The sequence below is a fragment of the Arcobacter defluvii genome (assembly GCF_013201725.1).
GTDB lineage: Bacteria > Campylobacterota > Campylobacteria > Campylobacterales > Arcobacteraceae > Aliarcobacter > Aliarcobacter defluvii.
Genome location: NZ_CP053835.1, coordinates 2,082,695 through 2,103,526, shown reverse-complemented (window position 1 = coordinate 2,103,526; position 20,832 = coordinate 2,082,695). Strand labels below are relative to the sequence as shown.

General features: G+C 26.7%; 17 protein-coding genes. 11 read left to right on the top strand and 6 right to left on the bottom strand.

The genetic code is table 11. The features are described 5' to 3' along the window. The first annotated feature begins 1 nt into the window (after nt 1). The 4 genes from ADFLV_RS10485 to ADFLV_RS10470 all read left to right on the top strand — a co-directional run bounded on the left by ADFLV_RS10485 (nt 2) and on the right by ADFLV_RS10470 (nt 5,380). Nucleotides 2–3,187 (top strand): NAD-glutamate dehydrogenase domain-containing protein, encoded by a 3,186-nt coding sequence (locus tag ADFLV_RS10485; protein ID WP_129011177.1) that lies wholly within the window; start codon nt 2–4, stop codon nt 3,185–3,187. 70 nt (nt 3,188–3,257) lie between these two features. Continuing rightward, entirely contained in the window at nt 3,258–3,464 is a 207-nt protein-coding gene (locus ADFLV_RS10480) for a hypothetical protein (protein ID WP_014474747.1), read from the top strand. A gap of 115 nt (nt 3,465–3,579) precedes the next feature. Then, nucleotides 3,580–4,062: an outer membrane beta-barrel protein gene (locus ADFLV_RS10475; protein ID WP_129011176.1), complete on the top strand. Its 483-nt coding sequence runs from the start codon at nt 3,580–3,582 to the stop codon at nt 4,060–4,062. Between the two features lie 16 nt (nt 4,063–4,078). Then, on the top strand, nt 4,079–5,380 hold the full coding sequence (locus ADFLV_RS10470; protein ID WP_129011175.1) for a SagB family peptide dehydrogenase: 1,302 nt from the start codon (nt 4,079–4,081) through the stop codon (nt 5,378–5,380). 6 nt (nt 5,381–5,386) lie between these two features. On the opposite strand, the gene ADFLV_RS10465 is transcribed toward ADFLV_RS10470, so the two are convergent. Both ADFLV_RS10465 and ADFLV_RS10460 read right to left on the bottom strand, forming a co-directional pair. After that, nucleotides 5,387–7,942, bottom strand: coding sequence for a putative bifunctional diguanylate cyclase/phosphodiesterase (locus tag ADFLV_RS10465; RefSeq protein WP_014474744.1), 2,556 nt, complete (start codon nt 7,940–7,942; stop codon nt 5,387–5,389). Between the two features lie 153 nt (nt 7,943–8,095). Then, complete coding sequence (locus ADFLV_RS10460; protein WP_014474743.1) at nt 8,096–8,533, bottom strand: globin domain-containing protein; 438 nt, start codon at nt 8,531–8,533, stop codon at nt 8,096–8,098. A 136-nt stretch (nt 8,534–8,669) separates the two neighbouring features. Here ADFLV_RS10460 and ADFLV_RS10455 point away from each other — a divergent pair, with 136 nt between their 5' ends. The 5 genes from ADFLV_RS10455 to ADFLV_RS10435 are packed head-to-tail and all read left to right on the top strand — an operon-like array spanning nt 8,670 to nt 12,957. Next, entirely contained in the window at nt 8,670–9,266 is a 597-nt protein-coding gene (locus tag ADFLV_RS10455; RefSeq protein WP_129011174.1) for a paraquat-inducible protein A, read from the top strand. Further along, nucleotides 9,267–9,848 carry a paraquat-inducible protein A gene (locus ADFLV_RS10450; protein ID WP_129011173.1) on the top strand — a complete coding sequence of 194 codons (582 nt, stop codon included), beginning with the start codon at nt 9,267–9,269 and terminating at the stop codon, nt 9,846–9,848. Beyond that, a complete protein-coding gene (locus ADFLV_RS10445; RefSeq protein ID WP_129011172.1) occupies nt 9,841–12,507 on the top strand; it encodes an MlaD family protein in 2,667 nt (888 codons plus the stop codon). The genes ADFLV_RS10450 and ADFLV_RS10445 overlap by 8 nt, the downstream gene beginning before the upstream one ends. Before the next feature lie 18 nt (nt 12,508–12,525). Further along, on the top strand, nt 12,526–12,666 hold the full coding sequence (locus ADFLV_RS10440; RefSeq protein WP_164968504.1) for a hypothetical protein: 141 nt from the start codon (nt 12,526–12,528) through the stop codon (nt 12,664–12,666). Beyond that, the gene (locus ADFLV_RS10435; RefSeq protein WP_129011171.1) at nt 12,667–12,957 is read left to right on the top strand and encodes a hypothetical protein; all 291 of its coding nucleotides are present in this window, start codon (nt 12,667–12,669) and stop codon (nt 12,955–12,957) included. 71 nt (nt 12,958–13,028) lie between these two features. Here the strand turns inward: ADFLV_RS10435 and ADFLV_RS10430 are convergent, their stop codons facing one another. The 3 genes from ADFLV_RS10430 to aqpZ form a co-directional block, all read right to left on the bottom strand. Continuing rightward, complete coding sequence (locus ADFLV_RS10430) at nt 13,029–13,250, bottom strand: cysteine-rich CWC family protein (RefSeq protein WP_129011170.1); 222 nt, start codon at nt 13,248–13,250, stop codon at nt 13,029–13,031. Continuing rightward, nucleotides 13,247–15,130 (bottom strand): invasion protein CiaB, encoded by a 1,884-nt coding sequence (ciaB, locus tag ADFLV_RS10425; RefSeq protein WP_129011169.1) that lies wholly within the window; start codon nt 15,128–15,130, stop codon nt 13,247–13,249. Before ciaB ends, ADFLV_RS10430 begins: the two co-directional genes overlap by 4 nt. A 113-nt stretch (nt 15,131–15,243) precedes the next feature. Then, nucleotides 15,244–15,942: an aquaporin Z gene (gene aqpZ, locus ADFLV_RS10420; protein WP_129011168.1), complete on the bottom strand. Its 699-nt coding sequence runs from the start codon at nt 15,940–15,942 to the stop codon at nt 15,244–15,246. 174 nt (nt 15,943–16,116) lie between these two features. Here aqpZ and htpG point away from each other — a divergent pair, with 174 nt between their 5' ends. Both htpG and ADFLV_RS10410 read left to right on the top strand, forming a co-directional pair. Then, nucleotides 16,117–18,027, top strand: coding sequence for a molecular chaperone HtpG (htpG, locus tag ADFLV_RS10415; RefSeq protein WP_129011167.1), 1,911 nt, complete (start codon nt 16,117–16,119; stop codon nt 18,025–18,027). 184 nt (nt 18,028–18,211) lie between these two features. Beyond that, nucleotides 18,212–19,024, top strand: coding sequence for a hypothetical protein (locus tag ADFLV_RS10410; protein ID WP_129011166.1), 813 nt, complete (start codon nt 18,212–18,214; stop codon nt 19,022–19,024). Nucleotides 19,025–19,099: 75 nt separating this feature from the next. On the opposite strand, the gene ADFLV_RS10405 is transcribed toward ADFLV_RS10410, so the two are convergent. Continuing rightward, entirely contained in the window at nt 19,100–20,686 is a 1,587-nt protein-coding gene (locus tag ADFLV_RS10405) for an inorganic phosphate transporter (RefSeq protein ID WP_172658793.1), read from the bottom strand. Nucleotides 20,687–20,832: the final 146 nt, after the last annotated feature.

Genomic DNA, 20,832 nt, shown 5'->3' with positions numbered 1-20,832 from the left:
TATGACTACACACGATATAAATGCAATTTGTTCACAAATTTTAACATCTGATGATTTGATAGTAGAAGAAGAACTTTTTCAAAAAGTTTTAAAAGATAAAATAGTAACTAAAATTTTAGATAACAAAGGTTTGAAATATATAAAGATTTTCTCTAAAGAGCAACTTTTTTTATCTCATATAACACCTCTTTTACATAATATTGGTTTTGAAATAATCGATGAAGTGACTTATAATGTTATGAATAAAAAAGAGATGATTTATATTTCAAGATTTAATCTTTTTAATCCAGATTTACAAAAAATTGAAATTGCAAAAAATAATATTGAAGATATTATAACTTATACCTTACAAGATTCGACAGTAAAACACTCAAAAGCTTTTTCTTTAGTATATGAAGAAAATCTAAATTTGAAAAAAATAAATATTTTAAGAGCATTTATAGAGTATATAGGGCAAGCAGTTTTGACTATAAATACAGCTGCAATTTTAAATACTCTTACACTTCATCATGAAATTACAGCACTTTTTGTGGAGTATTTTTTGAGTAAATTTGATCCAAAAATAAAAAGTAAAGAAAAACTTCTTGAAGAAATTGAAACTAAAATTAAAGATAAAATAAAACTTGTACCACAAATTTTAGATGATAGAATTTTAAATATCATGGTTTCATTTTTAAAAGCACTTTTAAGAACAAACTATTTTTTAGATAAAGAGACATTAGCTTTTAAAATTGATACAAAAACTTTTGCAAAAGATTTAAAAGGATTACAACCAAATATAGAAAATTTTATATATCATAGAGATTTTTATGGAATACATCTACGAATGACGAAGGTTTCAAGAGGAGGACTTCGATGGTCAGATAGACATGATGACTATCGACAAGAAATAAAATCTCTTATGATTACTCAAGAAGGAAAAAACTCTATTATTATTCCTGATGGAGCTAAGGGTGGATTTGTAATAAATAAAGATTCAAGTGAAATTTCAAAAGAGTATTTTACTCAAATTTATTCACTGTTTATAAATGCAAATCTTGATTTAGTTGATAATATGATAGACGGAAAAATTGTAAAGAATCCAAATGTTGTTTGTTATGATGAAGATGACGCTTATTTTGTAGTTGCAGCTGATAAAGGAACTGCTGCTATGAGTGATGTTGCAAATGAAATAGCAAAACAAAGAAAATTTTGGTTAGGTGATGCCTTTGCAAGTGGTGGAAGTAATGGTTTTGGACATAAAGATTTAGGAATTACTGCACGAGGTGCAATGGTTTCAACGAATAGATTTTTTATAGAAGAGGGCATTGATATTCATAAAGATGAAATAAGTGTTGTTGGGATTGGTTCTATGAGTGGTGATGTTTTTGGAAATGGAATGATGGAATCAGAAAACTTCAAACTTGTTGGAGCAATTTCACAAAAAGAAATTTTTATTGATCCAAATCCAAATATTGAACTTGCATATAAAGAGAGAAAAAGACTTTTTGAATCTCGTGATGGTGGTTGGGCAAATTATGATTTATCTTTGATTTCAAAAGGTGGTGGAGTATTCAAAAGAAGCGATAAACAAATTGAACTAACATCAGAAATACAAAAACTTATAAAATGTACAAGAAAAACAATTTCTGGGGAAGAGTTGTGTAAAAAACTTTTAACTTTAGATGTTGATTTACTTTTTAATGGAGGAGTTGGAACTTATGTAAAAGCAAGTGATGAAAATAATCTTGATTTGGGTGATAAACAAAATGAAGCTGTAAGAGTAGATGCCTGTGATTTAAAAGCAAAAATTGTATGTGAAGGTGGAAATTTAGGATTTACACAAAAAGCAAGAATTGAATATGCTTTAAATGGTGGAAGAATTAATCAAGATGCAATTGATAACGCAGGTGGTGTTAATACATCTGACCATGAAGTAAATTTAAAAATTTTATTAAATATCATAAAAAATCAAGGGATATTAAATGAAAAACAAGCAAATGAAACACTTCATTCTTTAACAGAACAAGTGGTTCAACTTGTTTTAAAAAGTAATTATGACCAAGCTTGTGTAATCTCAATAGATGAACAATTTTCAAGAAAATATCCAAATGATTATATAAAATCTATAGAAGTTTTAGAAAATAATGTAGAAGCCTTTAATAGAAGAGATTTTTACATACCTAAAAATGAAAATTTAAGTGATATTATAGATATAAATGGTTCTATTGTAAGACCAGTTTTAGGTTCTCTTTTATCATATAGTAAAATTTTTATCAAAAAAATCATACTTGATTCAACTTTAGTTGATGAACAGTTTTCTTTACAATATTTATTTAGATATTTCCCTCAATCATTTGTAGGAGCTTATGAACAACAAATAGCAAATCATCCTCTAAAAAGAGAGATAATTGCAACAATGATGGCTGATATTGTGATAAATCATCAAGGTATTACTTTTCTTTCAGATTATGCAAAACTTGGAAATGAGAAATTTTTATTAAAAATAAAATCATATTTAGTTGTAAAATTACTTTTTGGTTCAAAAGAAATAAGAGAAAAAATTTATGCTCAAGATACAAAAATGAGTGTAGAACAACAATATAAACTAATAAATAAATTAGAATATATTTTGTATGCAAGTACAAAATGGATGGTTAAATATCTTCAAAAAAATCAGTTAGATTCAGTTCATATTTTAGACCATAAAGCTGAACTTTTTGCACTATTATCTGAGGTTCACAAACAAAAAGTAGAAATTCTAATACAAAATGATGATGAATTTAATAAATTTTATAGTGTGATTGATTATCTAAGATTTGCTATTGCTGCAATTATTATAAAAGAAAATACTCCCCATTCATTTAAAGATGTTATTGTTTTATTTTATTCATTAATCCATGAATTTAATATTTTAGAAATAATAGTAGAATTAAATAGAGTTAAAATTATAAATTCAACTGATATGGCTTTAAGAAATCAGATATTACAATTTATTGAATATATTGTTGTGCATTACACAAAAAAAATATTGGAATTTCAAAGAGTAAATGAAGCACCAGATATAGCTTTTACAAATTTTATAACTAATGAAAAAGATAAGTTTTATAAAATTAGAGATCATTTAGATATTTTTATGACTAAAGAAAATAAAGATATAAAAGATATTGCAATAACTGTTAATCAACTAATGGTCTCTTTAATATAAGTCTTACTTATGATTAGTATATAAAGTTTTTATTAGGTATACTTATTGAAAATTTAATAAAGGAGTTATTATGAGTAAATTAAATAATGGTGAACCAAGTTTAAATAAAATTGATGATTATAATGGAAATGAATCAAAACAAAAAAGAAATACAGTTAGATTAGTGATTATTCTTTGTTTAGTTGTTGGGGGATTAATAGCTTATTTCAAAGCAACTTCTGCACCAAGTGATTATGTTGGTACAAATGAACAACCGGGTATTTCTACTACAAAATAATAAATCTCAATATTAAGAGCTAGAAATTCTAGCTCTTTTTTTTAGCTTTTAAATTTTTAAGTTATGATGATATATACTGCTGAAATTTTCATAAAAAATAAAAAAGGAAAAAAGAATGAAAAAAAGGTATGTAGCTATTTCATTATTAGCTAGTTTTATTACTTTATTAAATGCAAATGATTTTGATACAAAAATATCAGTAGGTGCAACATCTGCAAAACTTGATGGAGAAACTTATACTCAATATGGTTTAGGATATACAGCAAATACAACTTTAAATAATGGAATAATTTTAGGATTTGGAAATAGTGCTTATTATGGAAATGTAACAAGTGGAAAAGAAGTTACAACAGTTGATTTAGATTTACGAGCTGGATATGAAATATTTAATAATTTAACAGCTTTTGCAATAGGAACAGGTGTTTATCAATATTATGATGATAGTTCAGCAACTGGTCTTGGTTATGGTGGTTCTTTAGAGTATAAAATAACAGAACATGTAGCAATAGAAGGTAGTTATAAAACTACAAATATGAGATATTCAACAAATGATTATGATTATGACACTTCAAATCTTGCTATAAAGTTCAACTATTAATGGTTGAACTTTTGATATGTTAGTCTCTTTAAATCAATACCACCAAAATACAAAGCACTCTTATTTATCAGTTAGAACTAATTCAAATCAAGTTGATTGGAATAATCCTCCCAATAGATTCAAAAACTATGCAGATAGTTATAAACGCATTCATTTAGATTCTAAAAATTCAAATTATAATTTTTTATATTTGATTTCTGGAATTACTGCAAAAAAAACATATCCGGGAATTGAATATTATCTAAGAGTAAATCCAAGTGCAGGAGCACTTTATCCTAATGAAGTATATTTTCAAGTAAGAAATATAGAAGGTTTTGAAGATGGAATTTATCATCTTGAAGTATCTAGTTCAAGTGTTGTTTTATTACAAACAATTAAAACAAATGAAGGAATAGAAAATCTTTTAGGTTTGGATTTTAGTATAGATGGTTTTGTATTTTTTATCTCTTCTTTATATTTTAGGTCTTCTTGGAAATATAAAAATAGAGCATTTAGATATTGTTTACTTGATGCTGGACATTTAATAGGAAGTATTGAAGCTAGTTCTTATTTGTTTGATAAAGAGTTTGAGATTTTATATGATTTTCCAAAACAAAAATTAAATGAATTTTTTTCTTTTGATGAAAAAGAGTTTTTTACATCTATTTGTTTGGTTGGAATAAAAAAAGATGATAAAAAAGATGAATTTTCTTTGATTCTTCCAACTCTTGATGGAAGTTCATATGATGAAGGGAAACTCTCATTTTTTGTAAAAAATGAATTAATTGAAAAAGCTTATGATGATACTTTGAACGTAAGAAATAGAAGAAACCAAGAAAATAGAGCAATTTTCAATTTTCAAAAACAAAGATTTCAAGATACGATTTTTAATAGAAGATCAATAAGAGAGTTTACAAAACAAAGTATTTCAAAAATTCAATTTGAATCAATAATGAATGTTGTAAATCAAGCAATTACAAGTGATTGTGATGAGCAAGTTGATATTTTTTATATTATAAATAGAGTTGAAGGTTTAGAAATAGGGCTTTATAAAAATGGAAAACTTATAAAAAATGGAGATTTTTCACTAAAAGCTGGTTATTTATGTTTGGAGCAAGATTTAGGAAAATCAAGTGCAGTTACATTTTTCTTAGCTTCAAAAAGCCAAAATTATCAAGAAGCCTATCAAAAAGCTGGAGTAATTGGACATAGATTATATCTTGCATCAAACTATTTAGAGATAGGATGTAGTGGAATAGGGGCTTATTATGATGATGAAGTTTGTGAATTTTTAGAAGAACAAACAATGATTTTTTATGCACTTGCTATTGGTAACTAAGTCTCTTTATTGTAAAGAGACAAAGTTTGAAGATGGTTTTCCTATATGATAACCCTGATAATAATCTATTTCTAATTCATTTAAAACTATAACAATTTCTTCATTTTCTACAAACTCAGCAATAACTTGAATTTTTAGTTCTTTTGCAAGTGTAACTATACTATTTACAAATGCTTTATCTTTTATATCTTTATCTATATTTACTATAAAATCACCGTCAATTTTTACATAATCAATAGGGAATTTTTTGATATAGTGAAATGAAGAAAATCCTGAACCAAAATCATCAATAGCAAACTTATAACCTTCAGATTTTAGATTATGAACAAATTTCTCAAGTAATGAGAAGTTTTTTACAGTTTCACGTTCAGTTATTTCAAATACAATTTTCTCTTTTTTTATATTATATTTTTTTACAAAACCATTTATTTTATTTATAAAATCACCCATAATTAAAGATTTTGGAGATAAATTTATAAATAAAATTCCTTCATATCCTATCTCTTGAATTTTTCTAAAGGCTTTTTCTATTACCATTAAATCCATTGTATTGATTAAACCTCTTGCTTCTGCAATTTCAATAAATTCAAAAGCAGATACAACTTTTCCATCTTGATGTATTCTCATTAAAAGTTCATGTATTACTAAATCATTATTTGATGAAGATGGTTTTATTGGTTGGAAATAGGCTTCTATTTGGTCATTTTCTATGGCTTTGATTAGAAGTGATGATTTCTCTTGTTTTTGTTTTAAGATATTTGATATATCATTTTGACTTGGTATTTTTATAGAATTTTTACCTTCTTCTTTTGCTTGATACATCATAGAATCAGCAATTACAAACATATCTTTTTGCGATAAACTATGTGTTGGATATACTGAAATTCCAATAGAAATAGTTATTCCTACTTTTGTGCCATCAGGAGCTAGAAGTTTTTCTTCTTCAATTTTTTTAGAGATTCTATTTGCAACAGTTAATGCACCATTTTCATCACATTCAGGAAGAATAATAGTAAATTCATCTCCTCCATATCTAGCAACTATATCTTCAGGTCTTTTTTCTTCTTCTAAAATATCGGCAATAGTTTGTAAAAATTTATCTCCAAATGCATGACCAAAGTTATCATTTATTGGTTTAAAATTATCACAATCAATAACCATTAAAGCAAATGGATAATCGTGTTTCTCAGCACGTTTAATTTCATATGCCATCATATCATTGAATACTCTTTGATTAAATAAATCTGTAAGTGGATCACGTGCAGCATAATATTCTAAATCTTGTGTATATTTATGAATAGCTTTAACTGAACCTACTAAGTTTGCCATAGTTGTTAAAATAGAGTCAATTACTATATATCTTACTGGGTCATTTGAAAATACAGATTGTAAACCTATACCTACAATTCCTCCAATTTTTGGAGTATCTAAAAATAGAGATTTTGTTCTATATTCAACACTATCTTCTTTTAATTCACTTAAACATCTATTATTATCTGCAACTATATGTTTTATAGTAAAATCAGTCATTTCTTTGAAATATTCAGCTTCTTTTACAGTTTTGTTGATATATTTATCAAACATTTCTTTTTGATAATTATCAGGAATTCCTAGCCAGAAAATATCTACTTCAAATTGATCTTCACCAACTCTAAAAATAGTCATTAAAGTATATGTTTCCATGATTTTATTAATCTCAATTAATAAATCACAAATATATTCTCGCCAATCTTTTACCACATCAGAAGTGATAATAAATTTATCTAGAAGTTTTATTTCAAATTCAAGCAATTCTTTATCAACAGCTATTATTTTTAATCTTTCTGCCATAAAATCAATATTATTGATAATTTGATTAAACTCTTTAAAATATAAATCAATATTTTTTGAATCAAATTCTTTAAAATCTTGAATAGAGTTTATATTTTCAACTTTTTCATTGAATAAATCTAAATTATCTGTGATTTTTTTAGTTGTATATCTTGAAGAGATAAATGCAAGTATATAGAATATTGGGATTATTATTAAGAAAAATGCTATAAATTGGTATTTTGATTCTAAAAATATTGAATTAAGATTTTGTTTTACTTCTAAAACTCCTAAAACATCGCCAACTTGACTATTTACATGACATGATTTACAATCTTGAGTTGCTTTTAAAGGTAAAATATTTCTAACTATGTTATTGTTAAAACTATCTAATTTATCAATTTTTCCATTTAAAACATCTACTAATGTTGCATCTTTTGCTTTTTCTTCAATTTCTCCAAAAAGTTGTTTTACTTTATCCCCTCTGTAAATATTTATCTCATAATTACTACTTTGAAAATTATCTTCTAAAGATTTTGTAAACATCATCACATCATCTCTACTCCATCCTTTTCTCATTACTTGGTACATAGAAGAAAAAATTTGATTTGATATAGCTTTTGAGTGATTTAAAGCTTCATCTTTTGTAAGACTTGTATGTAAATAAGTACTGAAGATAAAACATAGTAAAAATATAGCTGATACTAAAATAATTTGTCGAGAGAAAATATAGTTTTTGAAAGTTTTATTCATTATGAGTCCTGAAAAATATATTTATTATGGTACCACAAAATTTGACTATTTTATACAAAATTAGAGATAAAAAATATTATTAATTTATAAAAATAGTATATAAAATAGGACAAAAATAGTTATTAATTAAGAAAATGGTAAGTAACCATTTTCTTAATTTTCAGAAGGTGTATTTATCATCCAAATTGAAAAAATATCTAGATAATTCCAAAAAGATTGTTTTAAATTTTCTGGCATATCAAGTTTATTTAGAATTATGATATAAGATTCAAGCCAAATTTTTCTAGCTTCAGGAGTTATTTTAAAAGGTTGGTGACGTCCAACCATCATAGGTGCTCCTCTATTTTGATTGAAATAATCAACTCCTCCACAAATTTGAATAAAAAAATCAGCAGAATGTTGTTTTGCTAACGCAAATCCTTCATCTGTTGGAGGAAATAATCCTTTTATATCACTAACTCTTAGCAAATCATAATGATCTGATATTAATTTTCTCATTCCATCTTCACCTAAAAATTCTAAAACTTTAGGGTCAGGTTTTACAACAGGTGGTCGAGAGCCAATCTGTGCTTGAGTTATAGTAAATTGCATTTTATTAACCTTTAAAAAAATAATAATATTCGCTTAAAGCGATTAATATAATACAATATATTTGATTTTAAATAGTTTTACAATTAAAAAAAGTTTACTAATGATAAAATATCAAGATTAAAAATTTAGGATTTTGATGCGTAAAGATTTGAACTCTATAATAGAGTGTTATAGTTGTGGGCTATTTGTAAAAAAAGAAGCAAAATCAGATATAAATCAACGATGTCCAAGATGTAATAGTAAATTAGAAATCCATAAAAAACACTCAAATGATTCTTTGTATTATGCAATTTCATCTTTGTTATTATTTGGAATTTTAAATATCTATCCAATAATAACTTTGAATATTAATGAAAATGAATTAAAAGCAACTTTAATTGGAACAGTTTCTATTTTACTTGAACAAAACTTCTTTTTTGTGGCACTGATAGTTTTTTTTACTATTATTTTAGCACCAATCTTGAACTCATTAATAATAATATTTGCTTTTATTCAAGCTAAGACAAAAATAAAACTTTTTACTAAAACATTATTACATGATAGTTTTCATTTTTTTAAACATTGGGGTTTTATAGAGGTTTTTATAGTAAGCATTATAGTTACATATATAAAATTAATAGGAATGGTAAGTTCAACAAAATTTGACATAGGATTTTATGTAATGTTAGCTTATGTTTTTTGTTTTTATATGTCAAATAAAAAATTTGAAGGTAAAAGTGTATTTGGAGAATAGATGGTTTTAATCTCTTGTAAAAATTGTCATAAAGTCTATGAAAAAGAAAATTATGATGAATTTGTTTGTACTAGATGTAAACATAAAGTTACAAGAAGAATTAAAAACTCTTTACAAGTATCTTTAGCTTTAATTATATGCGCAATTTTATTATATATTCCAGCAATGCTTTATCCTATTATGGAAGTTACAAAGCTTGGTGTAAATATGGAAAGTACCATACTTGAAGGTGTTATTAGTTTTTTAGATATGGAGAGTTATTTTATCGCAATAGTTATATTTACAGCTAGTGTTGCTATTCCTATGATAAAACTTATAGGTTTGCTTTTTATATTTATATCTTTAAAAATAAATGTAAAAATGGAAAATAAAACAAAAAATTTAATATACAAATTTATAGAAGCAATTGGAAAATGGTCTATGATTGATATTTATGTTGTGGCAATTTTAGCTTCAATTGTACAACTTGATGAGATTTTTAATATAAAAGGTGGAATTGCTGCTACATCTTTTGCTTTAATGGTGATTTTAACAATGATTGCAGCAAATAGATTTGATACAAGGATTATTTGGGATGAGTAATGATTTGATAAAAGAAGAACAAAAAGAACCAGTTGTTTATAAAGCTAAAATTGAAGAGAAAAAATCTATCTCTTTTGTTTGGATTTTACCTTTAATAGTTCTTGGAATTTTAGGTTGGATTGCTTATGAATCTTATATGAAAAAAGGTACAAATATAACTGTTGTTTTTAAAAGTGCAGAAGGTTTAAAAGAAAATGTTACACCTTTGGAATACAAAGGTTTGCAACTTGGAAAAGTTACAAAAATTTCTATGCATGAAGATTTAAAAAGCGTAAAAGTTAATATTTTAGTAAATAATGATGTTGCAAGATATGTAGCAAGTGAAGGTTCAGACTTTTGGATAAAAAAACCTACAGTTTCTTTAACAAAAGTATCAGGATTAAATACACTTATTAGTGGATATAAAATCGAACTTTCTCCCAAATTTAAAACTCAAGAAGAGTATGCAAAAGGTGCATATAAAAGCTATTTTGAGGGATTGGATTCTCAACCAAATGATGAATTTGATGATAATGGATATTATATTTCTTTAATTGCAAATGATAAAAGTAACATAGAAGTTGGAACTCCAATATTTTATAATAAATTCCAAATTGGTGAAATAACGGCAAAAGAGTTTGTTTTTGAAAAAGTATATTTCACAGCTTATATCTATGATAAATTTAATTATTTAGTAAATAAAAGTTCAAAATTTGTAATAAATGAAGCTTTAAAAGTAAAATATGGAGCAAGTGGATTAAATATCGAATTAGGTTCATTATATTCTGCTCTTGTAGGTGGTGTTACTGTAGTTACTCCAAATAAAGATGCACAAAAAATCTCAAAAGATGAGGTTTGTCTTTTATATGGAAAAGAAGATGATTTGAAAAATAAAGAGTATTTTAATATAAGCTTTTCTGATGTAAATGGAATTGAAGAGAATACGCCAATTATTTTTAAAGGTATTGAAATAGGAAAAATTTTAGAAGTTAATCTTAATAAAAATATTTTAAATACAAAAGCTTTTGTATATGAAGAGTATAAATATTTATTAACAAATAAAACTAAATTTTTTGTAGAAGAACCAACTATTTCTTTTGATGGAGTGAAAAATTTAGGAAATATTGTAAAAGGAAATTTTATCTCTTTAGAGTATAAAAAAGGAGATTTCTCAAATAATTTTATTGCAATAAATAAAAAAGATTTAAACAAGATTAGTAGTAGTGTAAAAGTAGAACTTTTAAGTGAAAGTTTGAATTCTATATCGGAAAAATCAAAGGTTTATTATAAAAATATAGAAATAGGAAGAGTTGATAGTTATGTTTTAACACCTGATTTGAAAAATGTAAAAATTACTATTTTTATTGATGATAAGTACAAAGATTTGATAAATGATCATAATCTTTTTTATGATATGAGTTCAAAACTTGTAGAGATGAAAAGCTTAAATTTAAATGTAAATTATAGTGGAATAGAGCCGTTGTTAAATGGAGCTATTGGGTTAATTGCTGAAAAAAGAAGTGATGAAAAACTTACAAAAAAAGAGTTTAAACTTTATAGCTCTTTTAAAGATGTGGAAAGACTTAAAAGATTTTATAATAGTGGATTTACTATTGAAGCAGATTTTGATAATAGCTTTGAAATAAAACAAGATATGGCAATAGTTTATAAAAATCAAGAAATAGGTTTTGTTAAAGATATAAAATTTGATGATAAAAAATCAAAAGTTAATCTATTTATTTATTCACCTTATAAAAAATATATAACAGATAAAAGTAGGTTTTTCAAACAAGGAATTGTAAATTTTAAAGCTAGTTTATCAGGTGTGATATTTGAAGTTGATAATTTTTCATCTTTGATTGATGGTTCTATTCATTTAGATAACTCTTCAACTACAACTTTGAGTAAATATCAAATCTTTGCTTCTGAAGATGAAATGAATAAAGCTATAAATAGTGTAACTATAGTTTTTGATGATGTTGAAGGTCTTCAAGAAAACTTTTCACAACTAACTTATAAAGGTGTAAATGTAGGGAAAGTTAAAAAAATTTCACTAAATGAAAAACAAAAAGTTGAAGTTCAAGCTTTGATTTATGATGATTATTCATCTTTTACAAAAGAGGGAACAGTTTATTATTTAAAAAAACCTAGAATTTCTTTACAAGAGATTGCAAATGCAGGTTCAACAGTAATGGCTGTAAATATTGGAGTTATTAAAAGTGAAAGTTTAAATAGACAAACAAAATTTGTTGGACTAGAAACTCAACCTTCAGTTGAAAAATCACAATTTGGAACAGTATTTAAAGTGGAAGATTTAACAGCATCAAGCGTGAATGTTGATGCACCAGTTTATTATAAAAATGTACAAATAGGAAAAGTAAGTAAAATTGACTTAAGTGAAGATGGTTCTAAAGTTGTAGTTGATTGTTTGATTTATGATAAATATACAAAACTTATTAGAAAAAATTCAGAATTTTATGACATAAGTGGTTTTGAGATGAAATTCTCTATTTTTAGTGGTTCTAAAATTGAATCAAATACTTTTACAAGTCTATTAAAAGGTGGTTTAGTTGTAGTAACTCCTTATGAATATGGTGAAATAGCAAATCCAAAAGATAAGTTTACTTTAGTAAAAACATTAAGAGAAGATTGGAAAAGTATAAGTCCAAGTATTAAATAAAAAATTTTAGGAATTAAAATGCAAGTAAATGAATTAAATAGTTATGAAAAATTGCATTTAATTGCTTTTGATTATAGAGGAAATATTCTTTTGATGTTAAGTTCTTATAAAAATATTTGCTTTCATAAGTTGATAGAGGGGAAAAATCAAAAGAGGTAGTTGCTTTGTATTGAAGATAAACAAAAATTTCAAAGATTATTATCTGATGTAGCTTGGTTTAAAACATTACCTTTATATATAGAGTTAGAAGCTAAAAAAAACAACAAACCAATTGTAATTTCACATGCTTCAATGGCAGATGTTTGGGATTTAAAAGATGATGAAAAAAAACAAGATATTATAGAAGACTGTGCTTTATGGAATATAAAAGAACCAAAAGTGGATGTTCCAATTTTTAATATTTTTGGTCATACATTTCATAGATGTAGATACGGGTTGTTGTTATGCTGATAAAAGTTATGGAAAACTTTGTGCTTATTGTGTAGAGTTAGATGAGGTAGTTTTTGTAAAATAAGAATTAGCTAAATAGTAGCTAATTCTTTGATAAATTTATCTTTGTTCTCTTTAAAAGCTAAAATACAATTTTTACAAATACAAGCTTTCATTTGTAACTCTTTTGGGATTAAAGTTCTTAACTCTTTTGGAATTTCTATTGTGTTGCACCAGCAGTTATTGTTTACTATATGTGCTTCACAAAGGTTCTCTTTTTTACAAAATGGGCAAATCTTTGGATTTACCTTCATTTTATATAGTTCTCTTTTTTATCGAAAGTATCTAATTCTTGACCAATTTCTTGGTATCTTTTGAAATAATATTTTACAAATGAATTTATAGTTTCATCATTTGGCATAAAATATTTCTCTTTTTTTGTTGCATAGTTATTTAAAAATTGTGTAGCATCTTTTTTGTCTAAATAGTGTTTTGCTAAAGCTGTATAGTTTTTTATATACCAAGCTTTTAAAGTTTCAAATTTTGCATCATTTATATCTATATTTAACTTTTTATTTTCATTATCCCAAGATAAAACACCACTATCAAAAAGTCCACTTAAGTGAATTAATCCTTCACAATAATATGGTTGAACTTCATCAACTTCCATCCAACCAATAAGCCCAACACTTCTTTTTACAAGGTCTATTAAAACTTGCTCTTTTAAGTGTAACTCGTCAGTATCAACATCAAGTAAATAAGAGATTAATCCACCTGTTGTTGCTTTAAACTCTTCAATGTTTTTAAAGTTTCCAGTTTTATTCATAACTGATTCAGTTTCATCATCACACCATAAAATATGTCCATATTCATGTCCAACTGTACTTATATCATAAACTTGATGCCAAGATGTTGTTTCATTAAATAAGAACATTCTATCTCTTGTTAGTAATTCTTGCCCAAATATTTCTCGACTTAGTTTTAAAAATGGTTTAGCCCTGCTTGTTTGTAAAATCTCATCACTAAATGCAAAGATTTTTTTACCTTCTTCTAAAGATACAACTTCATCATTTGGTACAACTTGTGCTGAAAACAGTCCATTGAACTCTGCACCAAAAAACAGTGCTGGTCGTCCCACATAAAGTTGAACTTTATCCAATGATTTGAAAGAAAAATCATAGATTTTTTTGTAACTTTCATTTGTTTCAAAACTATTAAAGATTTTTGAAAACGCTGATTTTATTTTATTTACTCTATGGTCATTTTGCGCAAATTTTGGATTTGTAAGTCTAATATCCCATTCAAGTGCAACGGCTTTTCTAAAGTGGTCTTCATAATATTCAAGTGGATGTCCAATTTGAATTGGAGTTTTTATTTTCATCCAAGCTCTATCAACATCTGCCCATTTTGAAACTAATTCATTTGTTCTATCTTCACTAAATGCTTTGATAAGAGCTTGAATATATAAAACATAATCCCATTTTTGGTTATAGATTTCATCTTCAAGTTCGATTAGTTTATCAGCAAACTCTTCAAGTGCATCTACAACTTCAGTTGTCTCTTTTTTGAAAGCTTTTATATATGCTTGAGATTTGTATTTGTCACCATCTTTTACTAAAGCTGAATAACATCTATCAGCAGTAATTCCTCCATGTCCTAAATCAAAAAGTTTTTCATCTTCAAGATATTTCATAATCTTTGCTTCATCACCTTCAAATTTGGCAACTAACTCTTTATTTATTCCATTTATAATATGAGCTGTCCAAGAAGTTTGCCATGCGCTCATTTGAAGTCCTACGTTATAAACTCCAATAAATACTTCCCTATAAAAGGGAGTTAAAAGTTTGTTTTCAACTATAAAATCAATAAATTTTGTATGAATATCGTGCCAATACTCTTTTACAAATTGATAAGCTTTCTCTTGTAAAGAGATGATTTCTTTCTCATTTTTTTCAAGTTTTTTTAGAACTTGAACTAAACTATCATCCCTTAAATTTACAAGTCTTGTAACAAGTGCAAATCTCAAATCATCTTTCATTTCAAGATTTAAAGATTTTCCAAAATCATCAATAAGTGTTAGTTTATCAAACTCTTTATTTTCTAAAAATTTTATTAGTTCATTTGTTTTTGTTTTTTGGTCATTTAAAAAATCATATATTTTTTGTAAGTCGTTTAAAAATTGTTCTTTTGTCATAATAAATCTTTCTTGTAATAAATTTAAGTGAGTATTATAACTTATAAAGTGAAGAGAAAAGTTTAAGAAGTGGATAAAAAAATAAAATTCATCCCCATTTTAGGGATGAATTTTTAGTTTTCTTTTGTTTCGAAGAATTTATATATAATACCTGCAATAATAGCACCAATAATAGGAGCTACCCAAAATAACCATAATTGCTCGATTGCCCAACTTCCTTGAAATAGTGCAACAGCTGTACTTCTTGCAGGATTTACAGAAGTATTTGTAACTGGAATTGAAATAAGATGAATTAAAGTAAGTCCAAGTCCAATAGCAATTGGTGCAAAACCAGCTGGAGCTCTTTTATCTGTAGAACCTAAAATTATTATTAAAAACATAAATGTCATCACAATTTCACAAATCAATGCAGCAGTTAAACTATATCCATTTGGTGAATGTTCTTCATAACCATTTGAAGCAAAACCAGCTGTTACATCAAAACCAACTTTTCCAGAAGCAATAAGATATAAAATCAATGCTCCAGCAATTCCTCCTAAAACTTGTGCAATAATATAAGGAATAAGTTCAGCTGTTGGAAACCTTCCTCCTGTCCACAATCCAAATGAAACAGCAGGATTTAAATGACAACCTGAAATATGTCCTATTGCATAAGCCATAGTTAAAACTGTAAGTCCAAATGCTAATGCAACCCCTGTAAATCCAATACCAAGTTCTGGAAAAGCTGCTGCTAAAACAGCACTTCCGCAACCACCAAGTACTAACCAAAAAGTACCTATAAATTCTGCAACTAATTTCTTTGATAAACTCATAATAGTTTGTCTCCTTTAAAAATTTAGCGAATAATATAATAAAAAAACTAAAAATATTATTATTTGGCACTCAGATATAAAAAGTGCTAAATTTAAGAAAAACTTTAGCTAACTTTTATAAAGTTGCGATAAAATTATCTTTTAAAAATTAAAAATTTTATAGGAGAAATTAGTATGGCAAAACATCAATTTCAAACAGAAGTAGGACAATTATTACATTTAATGACACACTCTTTATACTCAAATAAAGAGATTTTTATAAGAGAACTTGTATCAAATGCAAGTGATGCTATTGATAAATTAAACTATTTAAGATTAACAGATGAAAATTTAAAAGACAAATATGCGCAGTGGAAAGGTGAGATTAATATCTCTTTTGATGAAAAAGATAAATCTTTAACTATTTCAGACAATGGTGTTGGTATGAACGATGAAGATTTAATCGCTTCAATTGGTACTATTGCTAAATCTGGAACAAAATCATTTATTGATAATTTAACAGGTGATGCTAAAAAAGATTCAAACTTAATTGGTCAATTTGGAGTTGGATTTTATTCAGTATTTATGGTTGCATCAAATGTTGATGTAATTACTAAAAAAGCTGGAGAAGATAAAGCTTATAAATGGTCATCAAACGGTAGTGGTGAATTTGATTTAGGTGAATGTGTAAAAGGTGATAGTGGAACAGTTATTTACATCAAATTAAAAGATGAAGAAGCAGACGAGTTTGCAAGTAAATATAGAATCAAAAATATTGTTGAAAAATACTCAAATCATATCGCTTATCCAATTTTCTTAAACTACAATGAAGAAGTAACTGTTGAGCAAAGTGAAGAAGATAAAAAAGCTGGAAAAGAAGCAGAGAAAAAAACTGAAAGAAAACATGAACAAATCAATGCAGCAACAGCTCTTTGGATGCAACCAAAAGCTAAATTAACTGAGCAAGATTATAATGATTTTTATAAATCAATTTCTCATGATAGTTCAGATCCAATGCTTACAATTCATACAAAAACTGAAGGTGTAAACGAATATACAACACTATTTTATATTCCAAAAACTGCACCAATGGATATGTATAGAGCAGATTTCCAAAGTGGAGTTAAACTATATGTTAAAAGAGTATTTATCACAGATGATGAAAAAGAACTTTTACCAACATATTTAAGATTTGTAAGAGGTATTATTGATAGTGAAGATTTACCACTAAACGTAAGTAGAGAGATTTTACAAGAAAATAGAATCTTAGCAAATATCAAACAAGGAAGTGTTAAAAAAATCCTTGGTGAAATCAAAAAATTATCTAAAGATGAAGAAAAATATGCAGAATTTGTAGCTCAATATATCAGACCTTTAAAAGAGGGTGTATATCAAGACTATACAAATAAAGAAGCGATTTTAGAACTATTAAGATACAAATCAACAAAAACAGAAACTGGAAAAATGACTTCATTAGAAGATTATAAGCAAAGAGCAAATACTGAGCAAAAAGCTATCTATTACATCATTGGAGAAAATGAAAAAGTATTAAAAAATTCTCCACTTTTAGAGTCATATAAGAAAAATGATATTGAAGTTTTAATTCTAGATGATAAAGAAATAGATGAGATTATAACTCCTGCAATTGGTGCATATAAAGAGTGGGAATTTAAAGATATTACAGCTTGCGAGCCTCCAAAAATAGAGCAATCTGAAGAAGAGAAAAAAGAAGTTGAAGAAAAATTTCAAGATATTCTTGCAAAAATCAAAGATAAATTAGGAAGTGCAGTAAAAGATGTAAAAGTTACTTCAAGACTTTCTGAGTCACCATCTTGTGTAACAAAAGATGCAGCAGATGCACAAATGGCAGCGATGGCTCATATGTTTAGACAAATGGGACAAGCTATGCCAGAATCAGCTCCAATCTTAGAAATCAATCCAGACCATGAAATCGTAAAAAAATTAAATGGTTGTACAGATGAATCAACAATTGAAGATGTTTCTTGGATTTTATTAGACCAAGCAAAACTAAGTGAAGGTATGGAAATCACAGATACTGTAGCTTTTGCTCAAAGATTATCAAGAATTACTGCAAAAGCTCTTTAAAAACTATTCTACAACGCCATTTTTTCATAATCTTGGCGTTGTCAGAATTTTTTAGCTCAATCACGTACTTAATGTACGCTCAATCACTAAAAAATCCCTCCACCTTGATATTATAAAAAACTGTCATTGGATAATAGTTTTATTTATATTATTAATATATAATTAATTAAAAAAGATATAAAAAATGAAAATTAGTGATGTTGAAAAATTAGCTTCAATTTATTTGGATGGAATAAAAAGTTATAAAACAATGTGTGATGAAATATTAAAAAAAGATACTAAAATTAACAATGAGCTTTTTTTATTACTTTTAGCTGTCTTTGATTCAATGGAAACATTAGCAATTCTCAGTCGTTATAATAAGATGCGAGATTCATATGTAATTTCAAGGGTGATTTATGAAACGACAGTAAATATTCTTTTAATATTGTCAACAGATTTTGAGTCAATGGATGAAATGAATGTATATACACAAAATGAAATAAATCAAGAACCTGCACGTTCAATTGCGATTGATAGTGAAGCTGTTTTTTTGACTTTTGATGGAAAAGAACATATTGTTGGTTTTTCTAAAAACAATCCTTTCAGTGTTAAAAATCCAAGAAATTGGACAAAACATAATTTAAAAAATAGTATAAATTTAATTGATAAAAAATACGGGAAAATTGTTTCTCGTTCATTAATGGTAGCTCATTTGGTTATATATCGTACTTCATCAAATATTGCACATGGCACATTATATGGAATGTTACAGGCTATGGGACTAATCCATGGAAAAACAATAAAAGAGTTTTCTGATATTAGTATGGTTGAACATAATTCTAATGTAATTGCAACATTATTATTAACAACATTGCAATCTGTATACGGGATAGTTTATGTAATTACAAAAGAAATAGATTTAAAAATAAATCATTTAGAGTATTACACAAATTTAGAGAAATTAATTAAAGAAGGTAAAAAACTATTTTCTAAAGAAAACAAAAGAAAATATTAAAATAGCACTAAAAATTAGAAATGCAACCCCCACAAGATTCACAAACAATATTTAATTTTATAACTAATTAAAACTTTAAATTGAAGCCATAAATCCTTTAATCATAAAAAAGATAGCCGCAGAAAGAATAGCCGCAGCAGGTACAGTTATAATCCAAGCTGCTATTATCTTCTTAATAGCATCCCTTTTTACATATTTTGTACTTTTTGCATCTTTTACATCTTTTCTCTCTTGTTTTACCAAGTTCTCTTTATCATCTATCTTTTTATACAACTCTACTATTTTTACATAATGTGTTTTTGATTTATCTTTTATTATCTCTAATCTATTCAACTCTTCTTGCATCAAGTCTAATTCTCGTTTATGTCTTTTAAACCTTTTTCTTGTCTCTTGCAAAAATCTTTTCTCATTATTATCCAAAAACTCTCTTAAAAATCCTACTCCAAACACTCCACCTACTGCTATATGTGTTGAAGACACTGGAAGTCCCAATTGGCTTGCTACTATTACTGTGAATGCTGCTGCCATTGCTATTGAGTATGCTCTCATTTGATCAAGTTCTGTTATCTCTGAGCCTACTGTTTTTATCAGTTTTGGTCCATATAGAGTCAATCCTATTACTATACCAAATGCTCCTACTGCCATTACCCAAAAAGGAATACTTACTTTTGATGCTATTTCTACATTTACTATTGCATCATTTATTGCTGCAAGTGGTCCAATTGCATTTGCCACATCATTTGCTCCATGTGCAAAAGAAAGCAAGGCTGCCGCAAACACCAAAGGAATATTAAACAAGCTATTTACAGAAGCTCTTGTATTTGCCAATTTATTTGAAGATTTAGCTATTAATGGTTTAACAAGAAGATAAACACCAACAGTTATAAAAAATGCAATTACAGAAGCTACAAAGAAATTCAAATCAACAAGGTGTTTCAAGCCTTTCAAGATGATATAAGTACTAAAAGTCCAAGTCATTACTGAAATCAAAATTGGAACAAATTTTTTTGAGGCTTCTATCATATTTTCTTTATAGATTATTTGTTTTTTTATAAAATAAAGAAAACCTGCTGCTATTATTCCACCAAGCAAAGGGGAAACAATCCAAGAGGCAACAATTTTACCAACAGTATCCCAAGAAACTATTGCAAAACCTGCTGCTGCAATACCTGCTCCCATTACACCACCAACAATAGAATGTGTTGTAGAAACAGGTGCTCCAATAGAAGTTGCAAAATTCAACCAAAGTGCAGCAGAAAGCAAAGCTGCTGTCATAGCCCAAATAAATATTTCAGGATTTTTTATCAAATCAGGATTGATAATACCATCTTTAATTGTTTTAACAACATCACCACCAGCTATAAAAGCACCAAGTGATTCAAAGATAGCAGCAATAAAAATAGCACCTGTAAGAGTCAAGGCTTTAGAACCAACAGCTGGTCCAACATTATTTGCTACATCATTCGCTCCAATATTCATAGCCATATAAGCTCCGAACACTGCTCCTATTATTAGAAACGTATTATTTGGCAAGTTCCCATGTGAGGCATACGACCACAAAAATACTACTACTATAAATAGCAATGCTAGCGACAACTTCGCAAAATCTGGCAGGGTCTTTTTCTCAATTTTTTCAATAGAGTTTAATATTTTAGTTTCCACTTTTATTTCCTAATGCAATAAAAAATTTTTTAAAATTGCTTGATTTAATTTAATAAGATTATTTTTGATTGTTTTTATATTGATTTGACCTAAATTTAACTATTAATTAATTCAAAGATTAATTATTTTATTATGATTTTAATCTT

Excerpts from the sequence above, each read along its gene's own strand:
- ADFLV_RS10480 (WP_014474747.1), top strand. The coding sequence starts at position 3,258 with ATGAGTAAATTAAATAATGGTGAACCAAGTTTAAATAAAATTGATGAT.
- ADFLV_RS10450 (WP_129011173.1), top strand. The coding sequence starts at position 9,267 with ATGGTTTTAATCTCTTGTAAAAATTGTCATAAAGTCTATGAAAAAGAA.
- ADFLV_RS10440 (WP_164968504.1), top strand. The coding sequence starts at position 12,526 with ATGCAAGTAAATGAATTAAATAGTTATGAAAAATTGCATTTAATTGCT.
- ADFLV_RS10465 (WP_014474744.1), bottom strand. The coding sequence starts at position 7,942 with ATGAATAAAACTTTCAAAAACTATATTTTCTCTCGACAAATTATTTTA.
- ADFLV_RS10445 (WP_129011172.1), top strand. The coding sequence starts at position 9,841 with ATGAGTAATGATTTGATAAAAGAAGAACAAAAAGAACCAGTTGTTTAT.
- ADFLV_RS10410 (WP_129011166.1), top strand. The coding sequence starts at position 18,212 with ATGAAAATTAGTGATGTTGAAAAATTAGCTTCAATTTATTTGGATGGA.
- ADFLV_RS10475 (WP_129011176.1), top strand. The coding sequence starts at position 3,580 with ATGAAAAAAAGGTATGTAGCTATTTCATTATTAGCTAGTTTTATTACT.
- ADFLV_RS10470 (WP_129011175.1), top strand. The coding sequence starts at position 4,079 with ATGTTAGTCTCTTTAAATCAATACCACCAAAATACAAAGCACTCTTAT.
- aqpZ (WP_129011168.1), bottom strand. The coding sequence starts at position 15,942 with ATGAGTTTATCAAAGAAATTAGTTGCAGAATTTATAGGTACTTTTTGG.
- ADFLV_RS10460 (WP_014474743.1), bottom strand. The coding sequence starts at position 8,533 with ATGCAATTTACTATAACTCAAGCACAGATTGGCTCTCGACCACCTGTT.
- ADFLV_RS10455 (WP_129011174.1), top strand. The coding sequence starts at position 8,670 with ATGCGTAAAGATTTGAACTCTATAATAGAGTGTTATAGTTGTGGGCTA.
- ADFLV_RS10485 (WP_129011177.1), top strand. The coding sequence starts at position 2 with ATGACTACACACGATATAAATGCAATTTGTTCACAAATTTTAACATCT.
- ADFLV_RS10430 (WP_129011170.1), bottom strand. The coding sequence starts at position 13,250 with ATGAAGGTAAATCCAAAGATTTGCCCATTTTGTAAAAAAGAGAACCTT.
- htpG (WP_129011167.1), top strand. The coding sequence starts at position 16,117 with ATGGCAAAACATCAATTTCAAACAGAAGTAGGACAATTATTACATTTA.
- ciaB (WP_129011169.1), bottom strand. The coding sequence starts at position 15,130 with ATGACAAAAGAACAATTTTTAAACGACTTACAAAAAATATATGATTTT.